Origin of the sequence: Pseudomonas sp. 2725 (assembly GCF_050434585.1) — a bacterium.
GTDB classification, from domain to species: Bacteria; Pseudomonadota; Gammaproteobacteria; order Pseudomonadales; family Pseudomonadaceae; genus Aquipseudomonas; species Aquipseudomonas jessenii.
In genome coordinates this window covers 467,954-490,451 of record NZ_JBNDIV010000002.1, presented here as the reverse complement: position 1 = coordinate 490,451, position 22,498 = coordinate 467,954, and the positions used below count along the sequence as shown (strand labels likewise).

Here is a 22,498-nt window from a genome sequence, read left to right as displayed (position 1 = left end):
GCCAAGATGTCTGATTACAAAGCTCCCCTGCGCGACATGCGCTTCGTACTCAACGAGGTTTTCCAGGTGTCCCGGCTCTGGGCACAATTGCCCGGCCTGGCCGACGTGATCGATGAAGAGACCGCCGCCGCCATCCTCGAAGAGGCCGGCAAGATCAGCGGCGAAGTGATCGCGCCACTGAACCGCGCCAGCGACGAACAGGGCTGCACCTGGAACGACGGCGCGGTCACCGCACCGGACGGTTTTGCCCAGGCCTATCAAGCCTTCGCCGAGGGCGGTTGGGTGGGTGTCGGCGGTGATCCGCAGTACGGCGGCATGGGCATGCCCAAGGCGATTTCGGCCCAGGTCGAAGAGATGGTCAACTCGGCCAGCCTGTCGTTCGGCCTGTACCCGATGCTGACCGCCGGTGCCTGCCTGTCGATCAAGGCCCACGCCAGCGAAGAACTGAAAGCGGCTTACTTGCCGAACATGTACGCCGGCACCTGGACCGGTTCGATGTGCCTGACCGAAGCCCATTCCGGCACCGACCTGGGCCTGATCCGCACCAAGGCCGAACCCCAGGCCGATGGCAGCTACAAGGTCAGCGGCAGCAAGATTTTCATCACCGGTGGAGAGCACGACCTGACGGAAAACATTATCCATCTGGTACTGGCGCGGCTGCCCGATGCACCGGCCGGCCCGAAAGGAATCTCGCTGTTCCTGGTGCCGAAAGTGCTGGTCAACGCCGACGGTTCGCTGGGTGAAAACAACGCGCTGTCCTGCGGCTCCATCGAACACAAAATGGGCATCAAGGCCTCCGCCACCTGCGTGATGAACTTCGACGGCGCCACCGGCTGGATCGTCGACGCACCGAACAAAGGCCTGGCGGCGATGTTCACCATGATGAACTACGAGCGTCTGGGCGTGGGCATCCAGGGCTTGGCCCAAGGCGAGCGCTCGTACCAGAACGCCGTCGAATACGCCCGTGACCGTCTGCAAAGCCGTGCGCCAACCGGTGCGCAATTCAAGGACAAGGCCGCCGACCCGATCATCGTGCACCCGGACGTGCGCCGCATGCTGCTGACCATGAAAGCCTTGAACGAAGGCGGCCGTGCGTTCTCCAGCTACGTGGCCCTGCAACTGGACATCGCCAAGTACAGCGAAGACGCACCGACACGCCAGCGCGCGCAGGATCTGGTATCGCTGCTGACGCCGGTGGCCAAGGCCTTCCTCACCGACATGGGCCTGGAAACCACCCTCCATGGCCAGCAGATCTTCGGCGGCCACGGCTACATCCGTGAGTGGGGTCAGGAGCAACTGGTGCGTGATGTGCGCATCACCCAGATCTACGAAGGCACCAACGGCATCCAGTCCCTGGACCTGGCCGGGCGCAAGATCGTCGGCAGCGGCGGGGCGCTCTACCGCTTGTTCGCTTCGGAAATCCGCAACTTCACCGCCAACGTTGGCGCTGACCTTGCCGAGTTCATCCAACCGCTGAACGCCGCCGTCGACACTCTCGACGACCTGACCGCGTGGCTGCTGGACCGGGCACAAAACAACCCGAACGAAATCGGCGCGGCCTCGGTCGAGTACCTGCACGTGTTCGGCTACACCGCTTACGCCTACATGTGGGCGCGCATGGCCAAGGCGGTCATAAGCGGCGATGCCGAGGACGATTTCTACACCAGCAAACTGGCCACTGCGCGTTTTTACTTCGCCCGGTTGCTGCCGCGTATCCACTCGTTGAGCGCATCGGCCAAGGCCGGCAGCGACTGCCTCTACGAGCTGCAAGCCGATCAGTTCTGATCGAAAGAACAAGGAACCTTAAACATGATGGCGACAAAAATAATTCCGCCCGCCGACGGCGCCTATGCCTACCCCTTGCTGATCAAGCAATTGCTGCTGTCCGGCGTGCGCTACGAGCCGGGCCGGGAAATCGTCTACGCCGACAAGCTGCGCTACAGCTACCAGACCCTCAACAAGCGTATTCGCCGCCTGGCCAATGCGCTGACGGCGGCCGGGGTCAAGGCCGGTGACACCGTGGCCCTGCTCGATTGGGACAGCCACCGCTACCTGGAATGCTTCTTCGCCGTGCCGATGATCGGCGCGGTGCTGCACACGGTAAACATTCGCCTGTCGCCGGAGCAGGTGCTGTTCACCATGAACCACGCCGAGGATGATCTGGTGCTGGTGCATGATGATTTCCTGCCCCTGGTCGAGCAGATCCACGGTCGGCTGGAAACCGTTAAAGGCTACCTGCAACTCACCGATGACGAGGCGACCACGACCTCGCTGCCGGTGCTGGGCGAGTACGAGCACCTGCTGTCCCTGGCCTCGGACCATTACGACTTCCCCGATTTCGACGAGAACTCGGTCGCCACGCTGTTCTACACCACCGGCACCACCGGCGACCCGAAAGGCGTGTACTTCAGCCACCGCCAGTTGGTCCTGCACACCCTGAATGCCGTCGGCACCCTGGGCGTCTATCAGGGCCAGCCGCTGCTGCGCTCCGACGACGTGTACATGCCGATCACGCCGATGTTCCATGTGCATGCCTGGGGCGTGCCGTATGTCGCGACCCTGATGGGCATCAAGCAGGTCTACCCGGGCCGCTACGAACCCAACAGCCTGGTCAAGCTGTACCGTGAAGAGAAGGTGACCTTCTCCCACTGCGTGCCGACCATCCTGCAGATGATCCTCAACTGCGAGGAAGGCAAGGCGACCCGTTTCGATGGCTGGAAAATGCTCCTGGGCGGCAGCGCGCTGACCCTCGGCGTGGCCAGCGAAGCCAATGCCAAAGGCATGGTGGTGCACGCAGGCTATGGCATGTCCGAGACCTGCCCGTTGCTGTGCCTGACGTACCTGCGCGATGAAGACCTGCAGCTGTCCGCCGAAGCGCAACTGCCGATCCGCATCAAGACCGGCACCCCGGTGCCATTGGTCGACCTGAAGATCATCGACGCCGACGGCAAAGATGTGCCCCATGACGGTGAGTCCCTGGGCGAGATCGTGGTACGCGCGCCGTGGCTGACCCAGGGCTATCTGAAAGCCCCGGACAAAGGCGCGGAGTTGTGGCACAACGGCTGGTTGCACACCGGCGACATGGCCTCGATCGACAAGCTGGGCGGCGTGGAAATCAAGGACCGCATCAAGGACGTGATCAAGACCGGCGGTGAGTGGATCAGCTCCCTGGAACTGGAAAGCCTGATCAGCGAACACCCGGGCGTGATGTCCGTCGCCGTGGTGGGCATTGCCGACGAACAATGGGGTGAACGCCCGATGGCCATGGTCGTTTGCGAGCCCGGGCAATACCTCGACCGCAAGATTCTGGAGACGCACCTGCAAGCCTTTGTCGATGGCGGCCGCATCAACAAATGGGCGATTCCCAAGCAGTTCAAGTTCGTCGCCGAAATCCCCAAGACCAGCGTCGGCAAGATCAACAAGAAGCTGATTCGGGAAACTGAAGCGAACTGACCCGAACACTGTAGGAGCGAGCTTGCTCGCGATGGACTCAAGGGCGCCGCGTTTATCCTGTAAACACGCGTTATCGTTCACGACCATCGCGAGCAAGCTCGCTCCTACAACGAATTCAACAGTGGGCGGTTTCTGGATAGTTTGCGGGGCGTCATCTTTGTCATAGTCCTCGTCAGAGATAACGCCCCGTTAGTCGCAGTTTTCAGCGCCTGTGCCAAGCTGAACGGGGAATTAGCGCCGCGCATTCAACTGCAGGTCAGTCAAACCCCAGGAAGCCCATGCCATGAACCTCGCCCGTGCATCAAACGTCCGCCACGAGTTCTACAAAGCCGTCTGGTTCTATTTAAAAGTGGTGTGGCCGATCTTCTCGATACTGCTTTTGGTGATCATTGCGTTCGGCCTCATCATCGCCCACCTGGAAGGCTGGGGCCCGTTAGACGGTGTCTACTTCGCCTTCGTGACCGGCCTGACCATCGGCTATGGAGAGCTGGTGCCCAAACTGGGTGTGTCGCGAGTGCTGGCGATCCTGCTGGGTTTCAACGGCGTGCTGATGACCGCGACATTCGCGGCGATCAGTGTCCGGGCCATTGAAGTGACCGTGACGGCGGCGAGGAAGGAGGAATAGGGTGTAGCCTGGTCAACCCAAAGCCAAACCCCAACACAAAACCCCTGTGGGAGCGAGCTTGCTCGCGATAGCGGTGTATCAGCCAGCAAAAATGCTGAATGTTAAGCCCTCATCGCGAGCAAGCTCGCTCCCACAGTTTTTTGCAGCCAGCAGGCTAAGCCTCCCAACCCGCCCCAGTCACCGCCGCCTGCACCAGCGGGTGCAAGTCCGCCCCTTGATGTTCCGTCTGCCAGGCCAGCAATTCCTTGCGCATGCTGGGCGCCCAGTACATCTGCATATGATTGCGCACGCTGAGCACCGCCTGTTGCTGGTCCGGCTGGCTGGCAAAGTACTGGGCGATCTGGTTGGCCATCTTGATCAGGTTGTTCGTGCTCATCGGCGTACCTCCGCTTTGGCACCACGGCCCCGGTCCTTGAGCAGACGATGCTGTTCATCGCTGAATTCCTGGAAGCGTTTTTGCCACTCCGAAGGGTGATAAACGCGGCTGACTTCCACGGCGGTGACCTTGTACTCCGGACAGTTGGTGGCCCAGTCGGAGTTGTCGGTGGTGATCACGTTGGCCCCCGATTCCGGGAAGTGGAACGTGGTGTACACCACGCCCGGGGCGACCCGTTCGGTGATCCGCGCACGCAGCACGGTTTGCCCGGCGCGGCTGCCGATACCGACCCAGTCACCTTCATTGATGCCACGGCTCTCGGCGTCGGTCGGGTGGATTTCCAGGCGGTCTTCGTCATGCCAGGCGACGTTGTCGGTACGCCGGGTTTGAGCACCGACGTTGTACTGGCTGAGGATGCGCCCGGTGGTCAGTAGCAGCGGATAGCGACTGTTGACCTTTTCCTCGGTGGGCACGTAGCCGGTGAGCATGAAGCGCCCCTTGCCGCGCACGAACTCTTCGATGTGCATGGTCGGCGTGCCGTCCGGTGCCTCGGCGTTGCACGGCCATTGCAGGCTGCCGTGGCTATCCAGCGCGGCGTAGCTGACGTTGGTGAACGTCGGCGTCAGGCTGGCGATCTCATCCATGATTTGCGACGGGTGCGTGTAGTTCATCGGGTAACCCAAGGCATTGGCCAGGGCCACCGTGCCTTCCCAGTCGGCCTTGCCGCCCAGCGGGTCCATGACTTTACGTACCCGCGAGATACGCCGCTCGGCGTTGGTAAAGGTGCCGTCTTTTTCCAGGAACGAACTGCCCGGCAGGAACACATGGGCGAACTTGGCGGTTTCGTTGAGGAAAATGTCCTGCACCACCACGCACTCCATGGCCGACAAAGCGGCGGTGACGTGCTGGGTATTCGGATCGCTCTGGGCGATGTCTTCGCCCTGGCAATACAGGCCCTTGAAACTGCCGGCCAGGGCCGACTCGAACATGTTGGGGATGCGCAGGCCCGGGTCGGGTTGCAGGGTGACGTTCCAGGCCTGTTCGAACTGCGCCCGCACCACCTCGTTGGAGATGTGCCGGTAGCCAGGTAGTTCATGGGGGAAGGAGCCCATGTCGCAGGAGCCCTGAACGTTGTTCTGCCCCCGCAGCGGGTTCACGCCCACGCCTTCGCGGCCGATGTTGCCGGTGGCCATGGCCAGGTTGGCAATGCCCATCACCGAGGTACTGCCCTGACTGTGTTCGGTGACGCCCAAACCGTAGTAGATCGCCGCATTTCCGCCGGTGGCATACAGGCGCGCAGCGGCACGGATGTCGGCAGCGGGTACACCGCAGATCGGGCCAAGGGCTTCCGGCGAGTTTTCCGCGCGGCTGACGAATTCACTCCAGATCGCGAAATCGCTACCCTCGCAACGGGCGTCGATAAAGGCCTGGTTTTGCAGGCCTTCAGTGATGATCACGTGGGCCAAGGCATTGAGCATGGCGACGTTGGTGCCAGGGCGCAGCGCCAAGTGATATTCGGCGCGGGCGTGCACCGTGTCCACCAGATCGATGCGCCGTGGATCGATGACGATCAGCCGCGCGCCTTCACGCAGGCGGCGCTTGAGTTGCGAGGCGAACACTGGGTGGGCGTCGCTGGGGTTGGCGCCCATCACCAGGATCACGTCGGCCTGCATCACCGAGTCGAAACTCTGGGTGCCGGCGGACTCGCCCAGGGTTTGCTTCAGGCCATAACCGGTCGGCGAGTGGCAGACCCGTGCGCAGGTGTCGACGTTGTTGTTGCCGAAGGCCGCACGCACCAGTTTCTGCACCAGATAGGTTTCTTCGTTGGTGCAACGGCTGGAGGTGATGCCACCAATGGAGTCGCGGCCATATTTTTGCTGCAGACGTCGGAATTCGCTGGCGGCGTAAGTCACCGCTTCATCCCAGCTGACTTCCTGCCAAGGGTCGCTGATGTGCTTGCGGATCATCGGCTTGGTGATGCGATCCGGGTGTGTCGCATAGCCCCAGGCAAAGCGCCCTTTGACACAAGAGTGGCCGTGGTTGGCCTGGCCGTTCTTGTCCGGAACCATACGCACCAACTGGTCGCCTTTCATCTCGGCGCGGAACGAGCAACCCACGCCGCAATAGGCACAGGTGGTGATCACGCTACGTTCCGGCTGGCCCAGCTCGACCACGCTTTTTTCCATCAGCGTCGCGGTAGGGCAGGCCTGCACACAGGCACCGCAGGACACGCATTCCGAGTCGAGGAAGTTCTCGCCACCGGCGGCAGCCACACGGGATTCAAAACCACGCCCGGTAATGGTCAGGGCAAAGGTGCCCTGGGTTTCTTCGCAGGCGCGCACGCAACGGTTACAGACGATGCACTTGCTCGGGTCGTAATCGAAGTAGGGGTTGGAGGTGTCTTTCACGTCCTCCAGATGGTTCTCGCCTTCATAGCCGTAACGCACTTCCCGCAGGCCAACCTGACCGGCGACGGTTTGCAGCTCGCAGTTGCCGTTGGCCGAGCAGGTCAGGCAGTCCAGCGGGTGATCGGAGATGTACAACTCCATGACGTTACGGCGCAGGGTCGCGAGCTTTGGCGTCTGGGTGTGCACGGTCATGCCTTCAGTGACCGGCGTGGTGCAGGACGCGGGGTAGCCGCGCATGCCGTCGATCTCCACCAGGCACATGCGGCAGGAGCCGAAGGCTTCCAGGCTGTCGGTGGCACAGAGTTTGGGAATGGTGGTGCCCAGCAGCGCGGCGGCGCGCATCACCGAGGTGCCTTCGGGCACGCTGATGCTGCGGCCATCGATGTTCAGGGTGACTTGCACCTGGTTGTCGCGGGCCGGCGTACCCAGATCGATATCGGTTTTCGGGTCGAAGAGAGTGATCATTGCTCGGCCTCCGAGGGCTGCAAGCCGAAGTCGGCGGGGAAGTGCTTGAGGGCGCTGGCGACCGGGAAGGAAACCATGCCGCCCAATGCGCACAGCGAACCGTATTGCAGGGTGTCGCACAGGTCCTTGAGGATGATCACCTGCTCATCGCGACCGCTCGCGTCAGGCGCGGCGAGCAGGCGGTCGATCACCTCAACGCCACGGGTCGACCCGATGCGGCACGGCGTGCATTTGCCACAGGATTCCTCGGCGCAGAACTGCATGGCGAAACGCGCCATGTGGGCCATGTCCAGGCTGTCGTCAGCCACCACCACACCACCGTGACCGAGCATCGCGCCAATGGCGGCGAAGGCCTCGTAATCCAGCGGTGTATCGAATTGCGAAGGTGGCACCCAGGCGCCGAGGGGGCCGCCAACCTGTGCGGCCTTCAGCGGCCGGCCACTGGCGGTCCCGCCGCCGTAGTCTTCCACCAGCTCCCGCAGGGTCAGGCCAAAGGCCCGTTCCACCAGACCGCCATGACGAATATTGCCCGCCAACTGGAAGGGCATGGTGCCCAGAGAACGGCCCATGCCGTAATCACGATAGAACTGCGCACCCTTGGCCAGAATCAGCGGCACCGAGGCCAAAGTCAGCACGTTGTGCACCAGCGTCGGCAGGCCAAACAGACCCTTCAAGGCAGGAATTGGCGGCTTGGCGCGAACGATCCCGCGCTTGCCTTCGAGGGAGTCCAGCAGCGCGGTTTCTTCACCACAGATGTAAGCGCCGGCACCGACTCGCACTTCCATATCGAAGGCCTGGCCGCTGCCGCCGACATTGGCGCCGAGGTAACCGGCATCTCGGGCGATGTTCAACGCTGCACGTAGCGTGGCCACAGCATCGGGATATTCCGAGCGAACATAGATGTAGCCGTAGGTGGCGTCGACGCAGAGACCGGCAATGGCCATGCCTTCGATCAGCAGGAAGGGGTCGCCTTCCATCAACATGCGGTCGGCGAAAGTGCCGGAGTCGCCTTCGTCGGCGTTGCACACGATGTATTTCTGCACAGCTTCGGTAGCGCGCACCGTGCGCCACTTGATCCCGGCGGGGAAGGCCGCGCCGCCACGGCCACGCAGGCCTGAATCGAACACTGCCGTCGCGGTCTGCTCGCCGCCAAGGGCGATGGCCTGGGTCAAGCCCTCGAAACCGCCATGAGCGCGGTAATCCTCGAGGGACAGCGGCCGGGTAATACCAGCACGGGCGAACAACAGGCGTTGTTGAGTCTTCAGATAAGACAATTCTTCCACCAGGCCCAAGGCCAGTGGATGGCTGGACGGCTCGCCTTGCAACGCATCGAGCACCGACGGCACATCGGCAGCGGTCAATGGGCCGAAACCGATCCGGCCTTGGGGGCTGTCCACTTCCAGCAGCGGCTCCAGCCAGTACAGGCCGCGCGAACTGGTGCGCTGTAGCTCCAGCGGCAGATTGCGTTCCTTGGCCTGAGAGATCAGGGCCACGGATACCTCATCGGCACCCACGGCACGGGCAAGAGAATCACAGGGCAGATAGAGAGTCGGCATCATGCGTCCTCCCGGCAAGCGTCGAGCAAGGCATCCAGACGCTCAGCGCTCAGCCGCGCATGCACCCGGCCATCCAGCTCCAAGGCCGGTGAACAGGCACACGCACCCAGGCAATAAACTGGCCGCAAACTGATGCTGCCATCGGCGCTACTGCCGTGATCGTCCAGTTGCAGACGCTCACGCAACTGCGCGGCCAACTGCTCGGCACCGCGGCTCTTGCACGACTCAGCCCGGCACAGCCGCAGGATATGTTTGGCCGGAGGCGCGGTGCGGAAGTCATGGTAAAAACTGATCACCCCGCGAACCTCGGCCTGACTCAGATTGAGGGCATGAGCAATCTCGGGGACGGCGACATCGGGGACGTAACCGATGCGTTCCTGAATATCATGAAGAATGGGCAACAGCGCACCCGCAGAGCCCTTGTGGCGCTCCAGCAGACTGTTGACCACAGGCAGGTGCAACATCTCATCAGGCATTCAGCAATCCTCACGGTCACGGACAAACCAGATGGTCGTCGGTCGTCCGAAAGTGTCGGCTGCGGCACTCACACCACGTCACGGTATCGTGGCATTTTCAGGCCGTTGGCCAGGGCACCCTGAGCGGGCATCTTGTTGTGCCCGACGCGGTCTTCGCCGCATCTCTACTGGGCATAAAGGGCAGCTTGCCACGCTGCTGTTGATCGACCTGCACCAAAGCGACGTGCTCGGTTCTGCCTACGACTATCCATTAAGTCTAGATGAGTGCCGCAAGGGGCGTTCACACACTGGCCAAATGCCCGGAGGGCCTGTCGATGGCTGATGTATAGCAAGCATTACAGGGCAGAAGAAGCATCAGAACCATGGGCATTCTACGGAGCAGATCCGCCGATCCATTCCGCTACAAACCGAAAGCCATCCCCCGAACCGAACACAAAAAAACCCGAAAAACCTCAAGGCCAAGCCGAAATACCACCCGCCACACAACCCCCCTGTGGGAGCGAGCTTGCTCGCGAAAGCGCCAGCCCAACCACCCTCAATGCTGAAGATTGCACCACAAACCCACTCACACACTGGGGCCAAACAATGCCCGCCAGCCCACCGCAACCCCCTGTGGAAGCGGGCTTGCTCGCGAAAAACGCAAGGCATCCACATGTCCCGCTGAATACCCCGGCCACCGCAACCAAGCCCGCTCTCACAGCGTCACGTCTGACTTTTGAAACCAAAAACTATCCTGACGCCTCGCCCACTACCCCTCAGCCTTAGCCCCCGTCCGCTTAGACGCCAGCTCATTATCCCGATCCCGAGTAAGCACCTTCACCGCATCATCCACCAACGCCTTACTCATCGAAGTCAGATAATGCGCCGCCCAGGCATGACGGTCGGTATCTCTGGCATAAGCGGCATCTTCAGTAAGCGTCTTGGCCAGGAACAGAAAGTCGGAGGCCATGGATAACGCATCACCGAGAGGAACGCCGCGAGTGACATGAAACAGCGCTTGATCCGCGCAGTAGATGGCGGGCGTCAGGCCGATAGTTTTGAGTTCAGGTTGTTCGGTCATTGGCCACCTCTGAGGATGAAGAGGCAATGGGGGCGGGGGTTACGCGATTGGGAGCTGCGTCGAGGGGAAAGCCAAATTTCAAACGGATTGATACTGCGCATTATCCAACTCCTTGATATGAGGAGCTGCCACGTTCGTTACCACACGAATGGGTGACAGCTGTGCGCAGGGTGGTAAACCGGGAATCAAGGAAACCGGCACGCCCGAGGGCGTCCCACGCACAGCCGCCATAACTCACGCCGCAGGCATAAAAAAAGCGCCTGAAGACGTGATTGGGGCGCTGTTGCGCCTTGAATAACTCGGGTTACCACACCCGGTCGCTGAATTGGCAGCGACGGTGGGAGGGTATCGCGCAGATTTAGATCCTGCAACCTTGGAGGGATTCGATCACAAACACCAATGGCAAAAAATGTGGTTTGTTCCCGTTTTGATCCGAATCTTATTTTTTCCGGTGTAAAACTACGGTGTTGGAAGACGCCTTGGTTTTTTTGGGGCGAGGCTACGGGTGAAAAATATGATACGCGACCTAGGCGTGATCACATTCCTTGTGCTAGATTCAAAGTGCTTGTGGCATTAGGCCATGAGGTGGATCACAAGTTGTCAAGCCACCCATGATTATTTATCAGCGGGATACACATGGCGAACAACAGCACGCGGAATCTCTTCATTGAGAACCTCCAGATGTAATCGTGATACTGACACTATACGTCAACTCTAGCAATACGCGGCCTAGTCTGAAAAGATGGATAATGTTTAGAGCATTAAGTTTAGCCGGTGGGGCGGTTTAGGGATTGCCGCCATCCTAGTCCCACCGGTTGGCTTATCAAGGTGTGAGCATGGACGAACTGCCCTGGTATAAATCTAGAAAGTATCTTCATTTTGATCGTCCTGTTGGCCAGAAAGTTGCTCTAGATTACGTTTCATCTCCTCAGAAAGTCGCAGCTCATTCGTTTTATCCTTTTATTACCTATACCTCAGTGATTTTGAAGTATCGATTAGATAATGATCGTGGTGTATTCGTTAAAAATCCCAAGCCTAGGCCAATCAGTTACTCGGCTCACTTGGATTCGCACATATATGCATACTACTGCTTCGTTTTAAGTCAACTATATGAGAATGAGCTGGCGCGGCGAGGTTTGCATACGTCGGTATTAGCCTTTCGCTCCATTGAGGGGAAAAATAATATTCATTTCGCGCATGATGCATTCTGCGAAATCAAGGCTAAGGGAGCATGCTGCGTTCTTGCATTCGACGTTGAGAAGTTCTTTGATCGTCTTGATCATTCACGGTTGAAGGCGGCTTGGGCGAAGTTGCTAGGAGTCGAGAAACTTTCGGCTGATCATTTTGCGGTTTTCAAATCGATCACCAAAAGTTCTCGCGTCGATAAAGTCGCCCTCTATAATAAGCTCGGTGTATCGATCCATAATCCACGAGTTGAGGATAAGCGTCTCTGCTCGGCCAAACGATTCCGTGATGATGTGAGAGGTGGAGGACTTCTTGCTACCAACCCCGAGTCACGAGGCATTCCGCAAGGATCTCCAATAAGTGCCCTACTATCCAATATCTATATGTTGGAGTTTGATCTCGCTTTGCTTTCCAAATTGTCCTTGACGGAATCAGTCTTCTATCGCTATTGCGACGATATACTCGTCATATGTGATGCGGAAAAGGAGGATGAAATTTATGAATTTGTAAATGATGAAATTAGAAAGCTGGGGTTGAATTTGCAGGAGAAGAAAACAGAAATTAGACAATTTACCTTTGATGCTGGTGGCAAACTTCACTCTGATAAGCCGGTGCACTATCTTGGTTTTTCGTTTGATGGGCAGCGTGAGCATATTCGATCATCATCTATAACGAGATACTATAAAAAGCTTCGCAAGCGTATCTGGGTAAGTAAGAAAGCAATGGATCGTTGCAATGAGCTTCGGGCTGAAAGGGGGGAGCTTCCGCGAGAGCTTTTTCTTCGTACCATCTATAGGGGTTATAGCTACCTTGGGCGAAGGAATTTCATTTCATATGGATTCAGGGCGGCAAATATTATGGATTCCCAATCAATTAGAAAGCAGTTGCGTTCTCATTGGAAAAAGCTAAACAAGTTGTTAGCTGATGCTAGGTCAGGTAGTCAATAAAGAAGTTTGCAATGGTTCTGGGTGATGAGGGCGTAGGAGAATAATGAATAAAGAGAGTAGATATAATTCCTGAAAAAGAAAGTCCCGTCAATTTTCGCTCAACGAGAAAGGGGAAATACTTATCATTGGATAGCAGGTAGCGAATAATGTTGTCTGACTATCGTGTATTCCCGATTTTTAGATCCGCCCGCCTTGACTCATTGAATATCTTTCAGATAATCCTTAAGCGCAACGAGCGGGGCATCAATCTGCTCCATCGTCTGAATACTGGCAAATTCACCCGCCAACCTCCGCAACTCCCGCCCCAACGGCTTATCCACACCCCCAATGGCTTCCAACGCCAACCCCACACACTCATCCACCTTCACCTGAATCGCCTCAACATCCCCCCGACGCACCAGCAACTCAAACACATCCCGCTGGTAATCACCCATGACCAGATCGTCACGCAAAATCGGGCTTGAATCTTCCGACTCATAAGCCAGCTTGAGGGAGAAGAGGGCGACGGTTTCCAGGTGCAATTCCATGGGGGGAATCCTTGTGAAATATTCCGGCGGTGCGGGTGGTGTGGAAGAGCAGAGTCAAAAGCATCGCCAGCAAGCCGGCTCCTACAGAGAGTCTGTGGCTTTTCTACAGACGAAAAAAAAGGCCTTGCAAAGCAAGACCTTTCTTAATTTTGGTGCCCCGAGGGAGACTCGAACTCCCACTCCTTTCGAAAACGGATTTTGAATCCGCCGCGTCTACCAATTCCGCCATCAGGGCTCAATGGCGGCGAAGTATAGAGATGAGATAACCGCTGGTCAATCAGGTACATGGAGAATTTTTGATAATTCCGCTAGACTTCCCGGCCCTGCTAGACGAACCCCATCATGCGCGTTGCTGACTTTACCTTCGAGCTCCCTGATTCGCTGATCGCCCGCCATCCGCTGGCCGAGCGGCGCAATAGTCGCCTGTTGACCCTTGATGGGGTCAGCGGCGCCCTGGCACACCGTCAATTCACTGATTTGCTGGAGCATTTGCGCCCCGGCGATTTGATGGTGTTCAACAATACCCGGGTGATTCCGGCGCGGCTGTTTGGCCAGAAGGTTTCCGGCGGCAAGCTGGAAATCCTGGTGGAGCGGGTGCTCGACAGTCATCGCGTGCTGGCCCATGTGCGTTCCAGCAAGTCGCCCAAGCCTGGGTCGAAGATCCTCATCGACGGCGGTGGCGAGGCTGAAATGCTGGCGCGTCACGATGCGTTGTTCGAGCTGGGGTTCGCTGAGGAGGTGTTGCCGTTGCTCGACCGTGTCGGGCACATGCCGCTGCCTCCTTATATAGACCGCCCGGACGAGGGCGCCGACCGCGAGCGTTACCAGACCGTCTACGCCGAGCGTTTGGGCGCGGTGGCGGCGCCGACGGCGGGGCTGCATTTCGATCAGGTGCTGATGGAGGCGATTGCCGCCAAGGGCGTCGAGACTGCGTTCGTGACCTTGCACGTCGGCGCTGGTACTTTCCAGCCGGTGCGCGTCGAGAAGCTCGAAGACCACCACATGCACACAGAATGGCTGGAAGTCGGCCAGGACGTGGTCGATGCCGTCGCCGCCTGTCGCGCTCGCGGTGGTCGTGTGGTGGCCGTGGGGACCACCAGCGTGCGTTCCCTGGAAAGCGCCGCCCGCGATGGCGTGCTCAAGCCGTTCAGTGGCGATACCGACATTTTCATCTACCCGGGCCGGCCGTTTCATGTGGTCGATGCCTTGGTCACCAACTTCCATTTGCCTGAATCCACGCTGTTGATGCTGGTTTCGGCGTTCGCCGGTTATCCCGAAACCATGGCCGCCTATAAGGCCGCCGTCGACAACGGGTACCGCTTTTTCAGCTACGGTGATGCGATGTTCATCACGCGTAATCCTGCGCCGACTGCCCCTAAAGAATCGGGCCCAGAGGAAACTGTATGAGTCGCACCTGTCGTATGTCTTTCGAGCTGCTGGCCACTGATGGCAAGGCTCGTCGCGGTCGTTTGACCTTCCCGCGCGGTACCGTCGAGACCCCAGCTTTCATGCCGGTGGGCACCTACGGCACGGTCAAGGGCATGCTGCCACGGGATATCGAGGCGACGGGCGCGGAAATCATTCTGGGCAACACTTTCCACCTGTGGCTGCGCCCGGGCACGGAAGTGATCAAGAAGCACGGCGACCTGCACGATTTCATGCAGTGGAAAGGCCCGATTCTGACTGACTCCGGCGGTTTCCAGGTGTTCAGCCTGGGCGCCATGCGCAAGATCAAGGAGGAGGGCGTGACCTTCGCTTCCCCGGTCGACGGCGCCAAGGTGTTCATGGGCCCGGAAGAGTCGATGCAGGTCCAGCGTGACCTGGGCTCCGACATTGTGATGATTTTCGACGAATGCACGCCGTACCCGGCCGACGAAGACGTCGCCCGCATCTCCATGGAATTGTCCCTGCGTTGGGCCAAGCGTTCGAAAGAAGCCCATGGCGACAACACGGCGGCGCTGTTCGGTATCGTTCAGGGCGGCATGCACCAGGACCTGCGTATGCGCTCCCTGGAAGGCCTCGACAAGATCGGCTTCGATGGCCTGGCCATCGGCGGTCTGTCGGTAGGCGAGCCCAAGCACGAGATGATCAAGGTGCTGGATTACCTGCCGGGCATGATGCCGGCTGACAAACCTCGTTACCTTATGGGCGTTGGCAAACCGGAAGACTTGGTTGAGGGTGTGCGCCGCGGTGTGGACATGTTCGATTGCGTGATGCCAACCCGTAATGCCCGCAATGGGCATCTGTTCATTGATACCGGCGTGCTGAAGATCCGTAACGCGTTCCATCGCCATGATGATTCGCCGCTCGATCCGACCTGCGATTGCTATACCTGCCAGAACTTCTCCCGCGCTTATCTGCATCACCTGGACAAGTGCGGCGAAATGCTGGGAAGCATGCTCAATACCATCCATAACTTGCGCCATTATCAAGTGCTTATGGCTGGTTTGCGCGAGGCTATTCAACAGGGTACATTGGCCGCCTTTGTCGATGCCTTCTACGCCAAACGCGGGTTGCCTGTTCCGCCTTTGGACTGAGTTTACTGACCCCAAGATTCAACATTTGCAACTGGAGTGCTAAATGAGCTTTTTTATCTCTAATGCCATGGCAGACGCTGCTGCACCTGCGGCAGCCCCTATGGGCGGCGGTTTCGAGTGGATTTTCCTGGTCGGCTTCCTGGTCATCTTCTACCTGATGATCTGGCGTCCACAGGCCAAACGCGCCAAAGAGCAGAAAAACCTGCTGAGCAGCCTGCAGAAAGGCGACGAAGTTGTGACCACCGGCGGCATCGCCGGCAAGATCACTAAAGTGGCCGACGATTTCGTCGTTCTGGAAGTTTCCGACACCGTCGAAATGAAGTTCCAGAAAGGCGCCATCGCCGCCACGCTGCCAAAAGGCACGCTCAAAGCGATCTAAGTTTCAACTTCATTTTCAATCGACGGGGCGCGCAAGGCGCCCCGCGTCATAAACGGGCGGCGTGATGCTGAACAAATATCCTCTGTGGAAATACATTCTGATCCTGGCGGTGCTGGCGGTCGGTCTGATTTATTCCGCTCCCAATCTTTATCCTGATGACCCGGCCATTCAGGTCAGCGGTGCAAGCACTGCGCTGCAAGTCAATCAGGCTGATCTGGATCGCGTGAGCGCTGCGCTCAAGGAATCCGGGATCAACGTCAAGGCTGCCACGCTGGCAGAGGGCGGCAAGGGCGGTCTGATTCGCCTGACCAAGGCTGAAGACCAGCTGCCGGCCAAGGACGTCGTGCGCAAGGCATTGGGTGATGACTACGTCGTCGCGCTGAACCTGGCACAAACCACCCCGCAATGGCTGCGCAACCTCGCTGCGCACCCGATGAAGCTGGGTCTGGACTTGTCCGGTGGTGTGCACTTCCTGCTGGAAGTGGACATGGACAAAGCCCTCGACGCGCGCCTGAAAGTCTACGAAGGCGACGTCAAGAGCCTGCTGCGTAAAGAGAAGCTGCGCTATCGCAGTCTGCCGCAACTGGGCGGTGCCATTCAGCTGGGCTTCACTGATGAAGCAGCCCGCGAACAGGCCCGTACGCTGATCCGCAAGAACTTCAACGATTTCGACATTGTTCCGGCCGACCTCAACGGTCAACCGGTGCTGCGTCTGGCGATGACCCCGGCCAAGCTGGCGGAAATCCGTGAATACTCCATCAAGCAGAACTTGACCACGGTACGTAACCGCGTCAACGAGCTGGGTGTTGCCGAACCGATCGTCCAGCGTCAGGGCGCCAACCGCATCGTGGTTGAGCTGCCGGGCGTGCAGGACACCGCCGAAGCCAAGCGTATCCTCGGCAAGACGGCCAACCTCGAGTTCCGTCTGGCGGCTGAGCCGGGTGCTTCGAAAGCCACTTCCGAATCCTTCGAGTTCCGTGAGGGCAACCGTCCTCCTGCGCTGATCGAGCGTGGCCTGATCATCACCGGTGACCAGGTAACCGACGCCAAGGCTGGCTTCGACGAGCACGGCAGGCCAGAAGTGAATATCCGTCTGGATGGCCACGGCGGCGAGCTGATGAGCCGTGCGACCCGTTCGAACGTCGGTCGCAGCATGGCGGTGATCTTCATCGAGCAGCGCCCGGTTACCACTTACACCAAGCAGGTGGTCAACGGCGTCGAGAAAGACGTGCCGGTTCAGACCTTCAAGGAAGAGAAGAAGATCATCAGCCTGGCGACCATTCAGTCGCCGCTGGGTGCTCAGTTCCGCATCACTGGCCTGAACGGCCAGGGCGAGTCGTCCGAACTGGCGCTGCTGCTGCGTGCCGGTGGTCTGGCCGCTCCGATGTACTTCGCTGAAGAACGCACCATCGGTCCAAGCCTGGGTGCCGACAACATCACCAAGGGTATCGATGCATCGCTGTGGGGCATGCTGTTCGTCTCGCTGTTCATCATCGCCATCTACCGCTTCTTCGGCATCATCGCCACCGTCGCGTTGACGGTGAACATGGTGATGCTGCTGGCCTTGATGTCTCTGCTGGGTGCAACGCTGACCCTGCCGGGTATCGCCGGTATCGTGTTGACCATGGGTATGGCGGTCGACGCCAACGTGCTGATCTTCTCGCGGATCCGTGAAGAGATCGCCGCCGGCATGACCGTGCAGCGTGCAATCAACGAAGGCTTCGGCCGGGCATTCACCGCGATTCTCGACGCCAACCTGACAACACTGTTGGTCGGCGGCATCCTCTTTGCCATGGGCACCGGCCCGGTCAAGGGCTTCGCAGTGACCATGTCCCTCGGGATCTTTACCTCGATGTTCACGGCCATCATGGTGACCCGCGCGATGGTCAACCTGATCTTCGGCGGTCGTGACTTCAAGAAGTTGTGGATTTAAGGGGCTGCCATGTTACGTACAATCAACTTCATGGGCGTTCGCAACTTTGCGTTCGGCGTCACATTGTTCCTTACGGTGCTGGCCTTGTTCAGCGTCGCCACCAAGGGCATGAACTGGGGCCTGGACTTCACCGGCGGTACGCTCATCGAGCTGACCTACGAGCGTCCGGCCGACGTCACCCAGGTGCGTGAGCAGCTGGTGACCGCGGGTTATCACGAAGCCATCGTGCAGAACTTCGGTGCAACCACCGACCTGCTGGTGCGCATGCCTGGCGAAGACCCGCAACTGGGTCACCAGGTGGCCGAAGCCTTGCAGAAGGTGGGCGGCGAGAACCCGGCGACGGTCAAGCGCGTCGAGTTCGTCGGCCCGCAGGTGGGTGAAGAGCTGCGCGACCAGGGCGGCCTCGGCATGCTGATGGCGCTGGGCGGCATCCTGATCTACCTGGCGTTCCGCTTTCAGTGGAAGTTTGCGGTCGGTGCGATCGTGTCCCTGATCCACGACGTGATCGTGACCATCGGTATCCTGTCGTTCTTCCAGATCACCTTCGACCTGACGGTGCTGGCGGCGGTGCTGGCGATCATCGGTTACTCGCTCAACGACACCATCGTGGTATTCGACCGGGTTCGTGAGAACTTCCGGGTACTGCGCAAGGCCAGCCTGATCGAGAACATCAACATCTCGACCACGCAAACCCTGCTGCGGACCATGGCGACTTCGATTTCCACCTTGCTGGCGATCGCGGCCCTGCTGTTCTTCGGTGGCGACAACCTGTTCGGCTTCTCCATCGCCCTGTTCATCGGTGTTCTGGCGGGTACTTACTCGTCGATCTACATCGCGAACGTGGTGCTGATCTGGCTGAACCTGAGCACGGAAGACCTGATTCCTCCGGCCAATACCGAGAAGGAAGTCGACGACCGTCCTTGAAGGAAGCTTCTTTCAGCGATGTAGTCCGAAAAAGGCGCGAGTTGAACTCGCGCCTTTTTTTGTGCTCCAAGGCAGGGAGAAGCGCGGGTTTATCCCGCATGTGATGGTCCAGGAGGTTCATGTGAACAAGTCGATGCTGGTTGGTGCTGTACTGGGTGCTGTCGGTGTGACTGCCGGGGGTGCTGTGGCCACCTACAGCCTGGTTAAAAGCGGCCCGGAGTTCGCACAAGTACTCGCCGTTGAGCCGGTCAAGACACAAATCAAGACTCCACGTGAAGTGTGCAAGGATGTAGCGGTCACCCGGCAGGCGCCGGTGAAAGATCAACATCAGATCGCCGGTACGGTGGTCGGTGCATTGGCAGGTGGTTTGCTGGGTAACCAGATCGGTGGCGGCAGCGGTAAGAAGATCGCCACGGTCGCAGGTGCTGTCGGTGGCGGTTACGCCGGTAACAAGGTGCAGGAAGGCATGCAAGAGCGTGACACCTACACCACCACCCAGACCCGCTGTAACACGGTTAACGACATCAGTGACAAGGTTGTAGGTTACGACGTGCGTTATTCGCTGGACGGCAAGGAGGGCAAGGTGCGCATGGATCGTGATCCGGGGAACCAGATCCCTGTGGATAAAGAGGGCAAGTTGATCTTGTCGGAGAATCAGACGGCTCACTGATCTGCTGACGCTGGATTAAAAAAGAAGCACCCTGCGGGGTGCTTTTTTGTGCCCGCGATTTATGCGCCACCCCAATCCCTTGTGGGAGCGGGCTTGCTCGCGAAGGCGGTGTGTCAGTCGCCATCTCAATTGACTGACACGGCCTCTTCGCGAGCAAGCCCGCTCCCACATTTGGATTTGCGGTGTTTGAGGGGGGGCAAATTCCAGGCATAAAAAAAGCACCCCGAAGGGTGCTTTTTCTGTCGCTGGAAGCTTAGCGCTTCAGCGAGGCTGGCAGGTGCGGCTGGATGGCCGTCAGGACTGCCTTGAAACACTTGGTGTTACCAGCAACGACGTGGCCTTTTTCAAGGAAGTCGTGACCGCCGGTGAAGTCGCTCACCAGGCCGCCAGCTTCCTGGATCAGCAGGGCGCCTGCCGCCATGTCCCATTCGGACAGGCCCGACTCCCAGAAGGCGTCGAAGCGGCCGGCGGCCACGTAGGCCAGGTCCAGGCTTGCAGAGCCGGCGCGGCGGATGCCGGCAGTCTGGCCAACCAGGGCGCGGAACATGCCCAGGTAGTTGTCGAGGTTGTCCATCTGGTCGTCACGGAACGGGAAGCCGGTACCCAGCAGGGCGCCGTCGAGGCTGGTGCGACCGCTGACGCGCAGGCGACGACCGTTCAGTTGAGCGCCGCGACCACGGCTGGCGGTGAATTCTTCCTGGCGAACCGGGTCCAGAACAACAGCGTGCTCAAGACGACCGCGGTATTTGCAGGCGATGCTGACAGCGAAGTGAGGAATGCCGCGCAGGAAGTTGGTGGTGCCGTCCAGCGGATCGATGATCCACAGGTACTCTTCGCCTTCGATGCCGGTGCCGGCGTGCATGCCGGTCTCTTCACCCAGGATCGAGTGATTCGGGTACGCCTTGCGCAGGGCATCGATGATTTTCTGTTCGGCGGCGCGATCCACCTCGGATACGTAATCCTTGGCGTCTTTTTCGTCGACCTTGATGGTATCCAGGCGCTCGATGGAGCGGAAGATCAATTCACTGGCGCTGCGGGCGGCGCGCAGCGCGATATTCAGCATGGGCTGCATGGATGTGTCACCTAAGGTTGTTAAAGAAAGCCGGGCATTCTATCAGAAAGTTTCTACAGGAGAAGGACGACGTTCGCTTTCATGGCTTAACGGTAGGTTCAGCTGTAAGATTCGGCTCCCGATTATTGTGTTCGAGAGCGCCTCCCTTGCTGCAAAACATTCGTGTCGTCCTGGTCAATACCAGCCATCCGGGCAATATCGGCGGGGCTGCGCGTGCCATGAAGAACATGGGGCTGTCGCGGCTGGTGCTGGTCGAGCCTCGTGTGTTCCCGCATCACGAGGCCGATGCCCGTGCCTCCGGTGCCGGGGACATCCTTGAAAACGCGCAAGTCGTCGCCACCTTGGAAGATGCCTTGGTCGGTTGCAACCTGGTGCTTGGTACCAGTGCTCGCGACCGGCGCATTCCCTGGCCGCTGCTCGACCCCCGCGAATGCGGAACGAAGGTGGTCGAGGAAGCGGGGCAGGGTGCGGAAATCGCTCTGGTGTTCGGTCGTGAAGATTCCGGTCTGACCAACGAAGAACTGCAGCGATGTCATTATCACGTGCACATTCCATCAGACCCTGAGTTCAGTTCGCTGAACCTTGGGGCGGCGGTGCAGGTGTTGGGTTATGAAGTGCGCATGTCCTGGCTGGCGGCCCAAGGTCAGCCGAGCAAGGTCGAGAAGGAAGAAGTGGCCTCGGTCAAAAGCGCTGAGCTGGCGACCATGGACGAACTGGAGCGATTCTATGAGCACCTGGAGCAGACCCTGGTGGCCATCGAATTCCTCGATCCGGAAAAGCCACGGCACTTGATGGCGCGCCTGCGCCGGTTGTACGGACGCAGCTCGGTCAGCCGGGCGGAAATGAATATTTTGCGTGGCATCCTCACGGAAACCCAAAAAGCGGCCCGTGGTGAGCTCCTTAAGCGGAAGGATTAATGATGTTCGAGCGTTTGCGTGAAGATATCCAGAGCGTATTCCACCGAGACCCGGCGGCGCGTAACGCTTTTGAAGTCCTGACTTGCTATCCGGGCATGCACGCCATCTGGATCCACCGTTTGTCGGCGATGCTGTGGCGCGCGGACCTGAAATGGCTGGCGCGGCTGGTGTCGAACTTCGGCCGCTGGTTGACCGGGATCGAGATCCATCCGGGGGCCAAGGTCGGTCGTCGTTTCTTCATTGACCATGGCATGGGCATCGTCATCGGTGAAACCGCCGAGATCGGCGATGACGTCACTATTTATCAGGGCGTGACCCTGGGCGGCACCAGCTGGAACAAGGGCAAGCGTCACCCGACCTTGGGTGATGGCGTCGTGGTCGGGGCGGGCGCGAAGGTGCTCGGCCCGTTCACGGTCGGTGCCGGTGCCAAGGTGGGTTCCAACGCTGTCGTGACCAAGGAAGTGCCGCCGGGTGCCACTGTGGTGGGTATTCCGGGGCGAATCATCGTCAAATCCGACGAAGAGCAAGATGCCAAACGTAAGGCCATGGCCGAGAAAATCGGCTTCGATGCCTACGGTGTGACTGAAGACATGCCTGACCCGGTGGCTCGCGCCATTAACCAGTTGCTCGATCACCTGCAGGCGGTCGATGGTCGTCTGGAGGGGATGTGCGGGGCGTTGAAGGACCTGGGCAGCAATTACTGTGCGAAAGATCTGCCTGAGCTGCGCGAAGAAGATTTCGCCTGCGTGAAGGACAAGGATCAGAGTCAGGCCAGCTAAACCGAGTCGAATTCATCGCGAGCAAGCTCGCTCCCACAGGTGATCAAGTTGTACAGGCTGACGCGGTCCAGTGTGGGAGCGAGCTTGCTCGCGATGAACGATAACGCGGTACTGCTGGCTGTATATGGCCGGCCTTTGCTATGATGCTGCCGCTCTTTTGCGGGTAAACCTGACTAAAGTACTAGGTCTTATAGTTGACTTAAATACTC

General features: G+C 59.1%; 19 protein-coding genes and 1 tRNA gene. 12 read left to right on the top strand and 8 right to left on the bottom strand.

Annotated features, from left to right (window positions below; all coding sequences use genetic code 11):
* The first annotated feature begins 6 nt into the window (after positions 1 to 6).
* From ABIE16_RS06480 to ABIE16_RS06470, 3 genes are all read left to right on the top strand, one after another.
* The gene (locus ABIE16_RS06480) at positions 7 to 1,785 is read left to right on the top strand and encodes an acyl-CoA dehydrogenase C-terminal domain-containing protein (protein WP_429520740.1); all 1,779 of its coding nucleotides are present in this window, start codon (positions 7 to 9) and stop codon (positions 1,783 to 1,785) included.
* Positions 1,786 to 1,809: 24 nt separating this feature from the next.
* A complete protein-coding gene (locus ABIE16_RS06475) occupies positions 1,810 to 3,453 on the top strand; it encodes a fatty acid--CoA ligase (protein WP_429520739.1) in 1,644 nt (547 codons plus the stop codon).
* A 283-nt stretch (positions 3,454 to 3,736) separates the two neighbouring features.
* The gene (locus ABIE16_RS06470) at positions 3,737 to 4,078 is read left to right on the top strand and encodes a potassium channel family protein (protein ID WP_154861668.1); all 342 of its coding nucleotides are present in this window, start codon (positions 3,737 to 3,739) and stop codon (positions 4,076 to 4,078) included.
* Positions 4,079 to 4,232: 154 nt separating this feature from the next.
* On the opposite strand, the gene ABIE16_RS06465 is transcribed toward ABIE16_RS06470, so the two are convergent.
* The 5 genes from ABIE16_RS06465 to ABIE16_RS06445 all read right to left on the bottom strand — a co-directional run bounded on the left by ABIE16_RS06465 (position 4,233) and on the right by ABIE16_RS06445 (position 10,419).
* Positions 4,233 to 4,454, bottom strand: a complete 222-nt coding sequence (locus ABIE16_RS06465; protein WP_057716316.1) for a formate dehydrogenase subunit delta — start codon at positions 4,452 to 4,454, stop codon at positions 4,233 to 4,235.
* A complete protein-coding gene (gene fdhF, locus ABIE16_RS06460; RefSeq protein ID WP_429520738.1) occupies positions 4,451 to 7,327 on the bottom strand; it encodes a formate dehydrogenase subunit alpha in 2,877 nt (958 codons plus the stop codon). Before fdhF ends, ABIE16_RS06465 begins: the two co-directional genes overlap by 4 nt.
* Entirely contained in the window at positions 7,324 to 8,886 is a 1,563-nt protein-coding gene (locus ABIE16_RS06455; protein ID WP_429520737.1) for a formate dehydrogenase beta subunit, read from the bottom strand. Before ABIE16_RS06455 ends, fdhF begins: the two co-directional genes overlap by 4 nt.
* On the bottom strand, positions 8,883 to 9,359 hold the full coding sequence (locus ABIE16_RS06450) for a formate dehydrogenase subunit gamma (protein WP_154910404.1): 477 nt from the start codon (positions 9,357 to 9,359) through the stop codon (positions 8,883 to 8,885). The genes ABIE16_RS06455 and ABIE16_RS06450 overlap by 4 nt, the downstream gene beginning before the upstream one ends.
* 748 nt (positions 9,360 to 10,107) lie before the next feature.
* Positions 10,108 to 10,419, bottom strand: a complete 312-nt coding sequence (locus ABIE16_RS06445; RefSeq protein WP_150813618.1) for a DUF3077 domain-containing protein — start codon at positions 10,417 to 10,419, stop codon at positions 10,108 to 10,110.
* 836 nt (positions 10,420 to 11,255) lie between these two features.
* Between ABIE16_RS06445 and drt2 the strand changes: the two genes are divergently transcribed.
* Positions 11,256 to 12,551, top strand: coding sequence for an antiviral reverse transcriptase Drt2 (gene drt2 / locus ABIE16_RS06440; RefSeq protein WP_429520736.1), 1,296 nt, complete (start codon positions 11,256 to 11,258; stop codon positions 12,549 to 12,551).
* A gap of 197 nt (positions 12,552 to 12,748) precedes the next feature.
* On the opposite strand, the gene ABIE16_RS06435 is transcribed toward drt2, so the two are convergent.
* Positions 12,749 to 13,078: a hypothetical protein gene (locus tag ABIE16_RS06435; RefSeq protein WP_429520735.1), complete on the bottom strand. Its 330-nt coding sequence runs from the start codon at positions 13,076 to 13,078 to the stop codon at positions 12,749 to 12,751.
* A gap of 150 nt (positions 13,079 to 13,228) precedes the next feature.
* Positions 13,229 to 13,313 (bottom strand) — tRNA-Leu (locus ABIE16_RS06430).
* 107 nt (positions 13,314 to 13,420) lie between these two features.
* On the opposite strand from ABIE16_RS06430, the gene queA reads away from it, so the two are divergent.
* The 6 genes from queA to ABIE16_RS06400 all read left to right on the top strand — a co-directional run bounded on the left by queA (position 13,421) and on the right by ABIE16_RS06400 (position 19,521).
* Entirely contained in the window at positions 13,421 to 14,485 is a 1,065-nt protein-coding gene (gene queA, locus ABIE16_RS06425; protein ID WP_429520734.1) for a tRNA preQ1(34) S-adenosylmethionine ribosyltransferase-isomerase QueA, read from the top strand.
* Between the two features lie 14 nt (positions 14,486 to 14,499).
* Positions 14,500 to 15,615, top strand: coding sequence for a tRNA guanosine(34) transglycosylase Tgt (tgt, locus tag ABIE16_RS06420; RefSeq protein ID WP_162130301.1), 1,116 nt, complete (start codon positions 14,500 to 14,502; stop codon positions 15,613 to 15,615).
* Between the two features lie 43 nt (positions 15,616 to 15,658).
* Entirely contained in the window at positions 15,659 to 15,994 is a 336-nt protein-coding gene (yajC, locus tag ABIE16_RS06415) for a preprotein translocase subunit YajC (RefSeq protein ID WP_007956696.1), read from the top strand.
* A 64-nt stretch (positions 15,995 to 16,058) separates the two neighbouring features.
* Positions 16,059 to 17,927, top strand: a complete 1,869-nt coding sequence (gene secD / locus ABIE16_RS06410; RefSeq protein ID WP_057716306.1) for a protein translocase subunit SecD — start codon at positions 16,059 to 16,061, stop codon at positions 17,925 to 17,927.
* 9 nt (positions 17,928 to 17,936) lie between these two features.
* Positions 17,937 to 18,851 (top strand): protein translocase subunit SecF, encoded by a 915-nt coding sequence (gene secF, locus ABIE16_RS06405; RefSeq protein ID WP_154861686.1) that lies wholly within the window; start codon positions 17,937 to 17,939, stop codon positions 18,849 to 18,851.
* Positions 18,852 to 18,972: 121 nt separating this feature from the next.
* A complete protein-coding gene (locus ABIE16_RS06400; RefSeq protein WP_057716304.1) occupies positions 18,973 to 19,521 on the top strand; it encodes a glycine zipper 2TM domain-containing protein in 549 nt (182 codons plus the stop codon).
* Positions 19,522 to 19,774: 253 nt separating this feature from the next.
* On the opposite strand, the gene suhB is transcribed toward ABIE16_RS06400, so the two are convergent.
* Positions 19,775 to 20,593: a type III secretion system regulator SuhB gene (gene suhB, locus ABIE16_RS06395; RefSeq protein WP_008053258.1), complete on the bottom strand. Its 819-nt coding sequence runs from the start codon at positions 20,591 to 20,593 to the stop codon at positions 19,775 to 19,777.
* Between the two features lie 146 nt (positions 20,594 to 20,739).
* Between suhB and trmJ the strand changes: the two genes are divergently transcribed.
* A complete protein-coding gene (trmJ, locus tag ABIE16_RS06390) occupies positions 20,740 to 21,510 on the top strand; it encodes a tRNA (cytosine(32)/uridine(32)-2'-O)-methyltransferase TrmJ (RefSeq protein WP_008053257.1) in 771 nt (256 codons plus the stop codon).
* A 2-nt stretch (positions 21,511 to 21,512) separates the two neighbouring features.
* Positions 21,513 to 22,289 carry a serine O-acetyltransferase gene (cysE, locus tag ABIE16_RS06385; protein ID WP_007982740.1) on the top strand — a complete coding sequence of 259 codons (777 nt, stop codon included), beginning with the start codon at positions 21,513 to 21,515 and terminating at the stop codon, positions 22,287 to 22,289.
* Positions 22,290 to 22,498: the final 209 nt, after the last annotated feature.

What these genes read in the sequence shown, in the direction of transcription:
- ABIE16_RS06480 (WP_429520740.1), top strand. Translation starts at nt 7, where the DNA reads ATGTCTGATTACAAAGCTCCCCTGCGCGACATGCGCTTCGTACTCAAC.
- ABIE16_RS06475 (WP_429520739.1), top strand. Translation starts at nt 1,810, where the DNA reads ATGATGGCGACAAAAATAATTCCGCCCGCCGACGGCGCCTATGCCTAC.
- ABIE16_RS06470 (WP_154861668.1), top strand. Translation starts at nt 3,737, where the DNA reads ATGAACCTCGCCCGTGCATCAAACGTCCGCCACGAGTTCTACAAAGCC.
- ABIE16_RS06465 (WP_057716316.1), bottom strand. Translation starts at nt 4,454, where the DNA reads ATGAGCACGAACAACCTGATCAAGATGGCCAACCAGATCGCCCAGTAC.
- fdhF (WP_429520738.1), bottom strand. Translation starts at nt 7,327, where the DNA reads ATGATCACTCTCTTCGACCCGAAAACCGATATCGATCTGGGTACGCCG.
- ABIE16_RS06455 (WP_429520737.1), bottom strand. Translation starts at nt 8,886, where the DNA reads ATGATGCCGACTCTCTATCTGCCCTGTGATTCTCTTGCCCGTGCCGTG.
- ABIE16_RS06450 (WP_154910404.1), bottom strand. Translation starts at nt 9,359, where the DNA reads ATGCCTGATGAGATGTTGCACCTGCCTGTGGTCAACAGTCTGCTGGAG.
- ABIE16_RS06445 (WP_150813618.1), bottom strand. Translation starts at nt 10,419, where the DNA reads ATGACCGAACAACCTGAACTCAAAACTATCGGCCTGACGCCCGCCATC.
- drt2 (WP_429520736.1), top strand. Translation starts at nt 11,256, where the DNA reads ATGGACGAACTGCCCTGGTATAAATCTAGAAAGTATCTTCATTTTGAT.
- ABIE16_RS06435 (WP_429520735.1), bottom strand. Translation starts at nt 13,078, where the DNA reads ATGGAATTGCACCTGGAAACCGTCGCCCTCTTCTCCCTCAAGCTGGCT.
- queA (WP_429520734.1), top strand. Translation starts at nt 13,421, where the DNA reads ATGCGCGTTGCTGACTTTACCTTCGAGCTCCCTGATTCGCTGATCGCC.
- tgt (WP_162130301.1), top strand. Translation starts at nt 14,500, where the DNA reads ATGTCTTTCGAGCTGCTGGCCACTGATGGCAAGGCTCGTCGCGGTCGT.
- yajC (WP_007956696.1), top strand. Translation starts at nt 15,659, where the DNA reads ATGAGCTTTTTTATCTCTAATGCCATGGCAGACGCTGCTGCACCTGCG.
- secD (WP_057716306.1), top strand. Translation starts at nt 16,059, where the DNA reads ATGCTGAACAAATATCCTCTGTGGAAATACATTCTGATCCTGGCGGTG.
- secF (WP_154861686.1), top strand. Translation starts at nt 17,937, where the DNA reads ATGTTACGTACAATCAACTTCATGGGCGTTCGCAACTTTGCGTTCGGC.
- suhB (WP_008053258.1), bottom strand. Translation starts at nt 20,593, where the DNA reads ATGCAGCCCATGCTGAATATCGCGCTGCGCGCCGCCCGCAGCGCCAGT.
- cysE (WP_007982740.1), top strand. Translation starts at nt 21,513, where the DNA reads ATGTTCGAGCGTTTGCGTGAAGATATCCAGAGCGTATTCCACCGAGAC.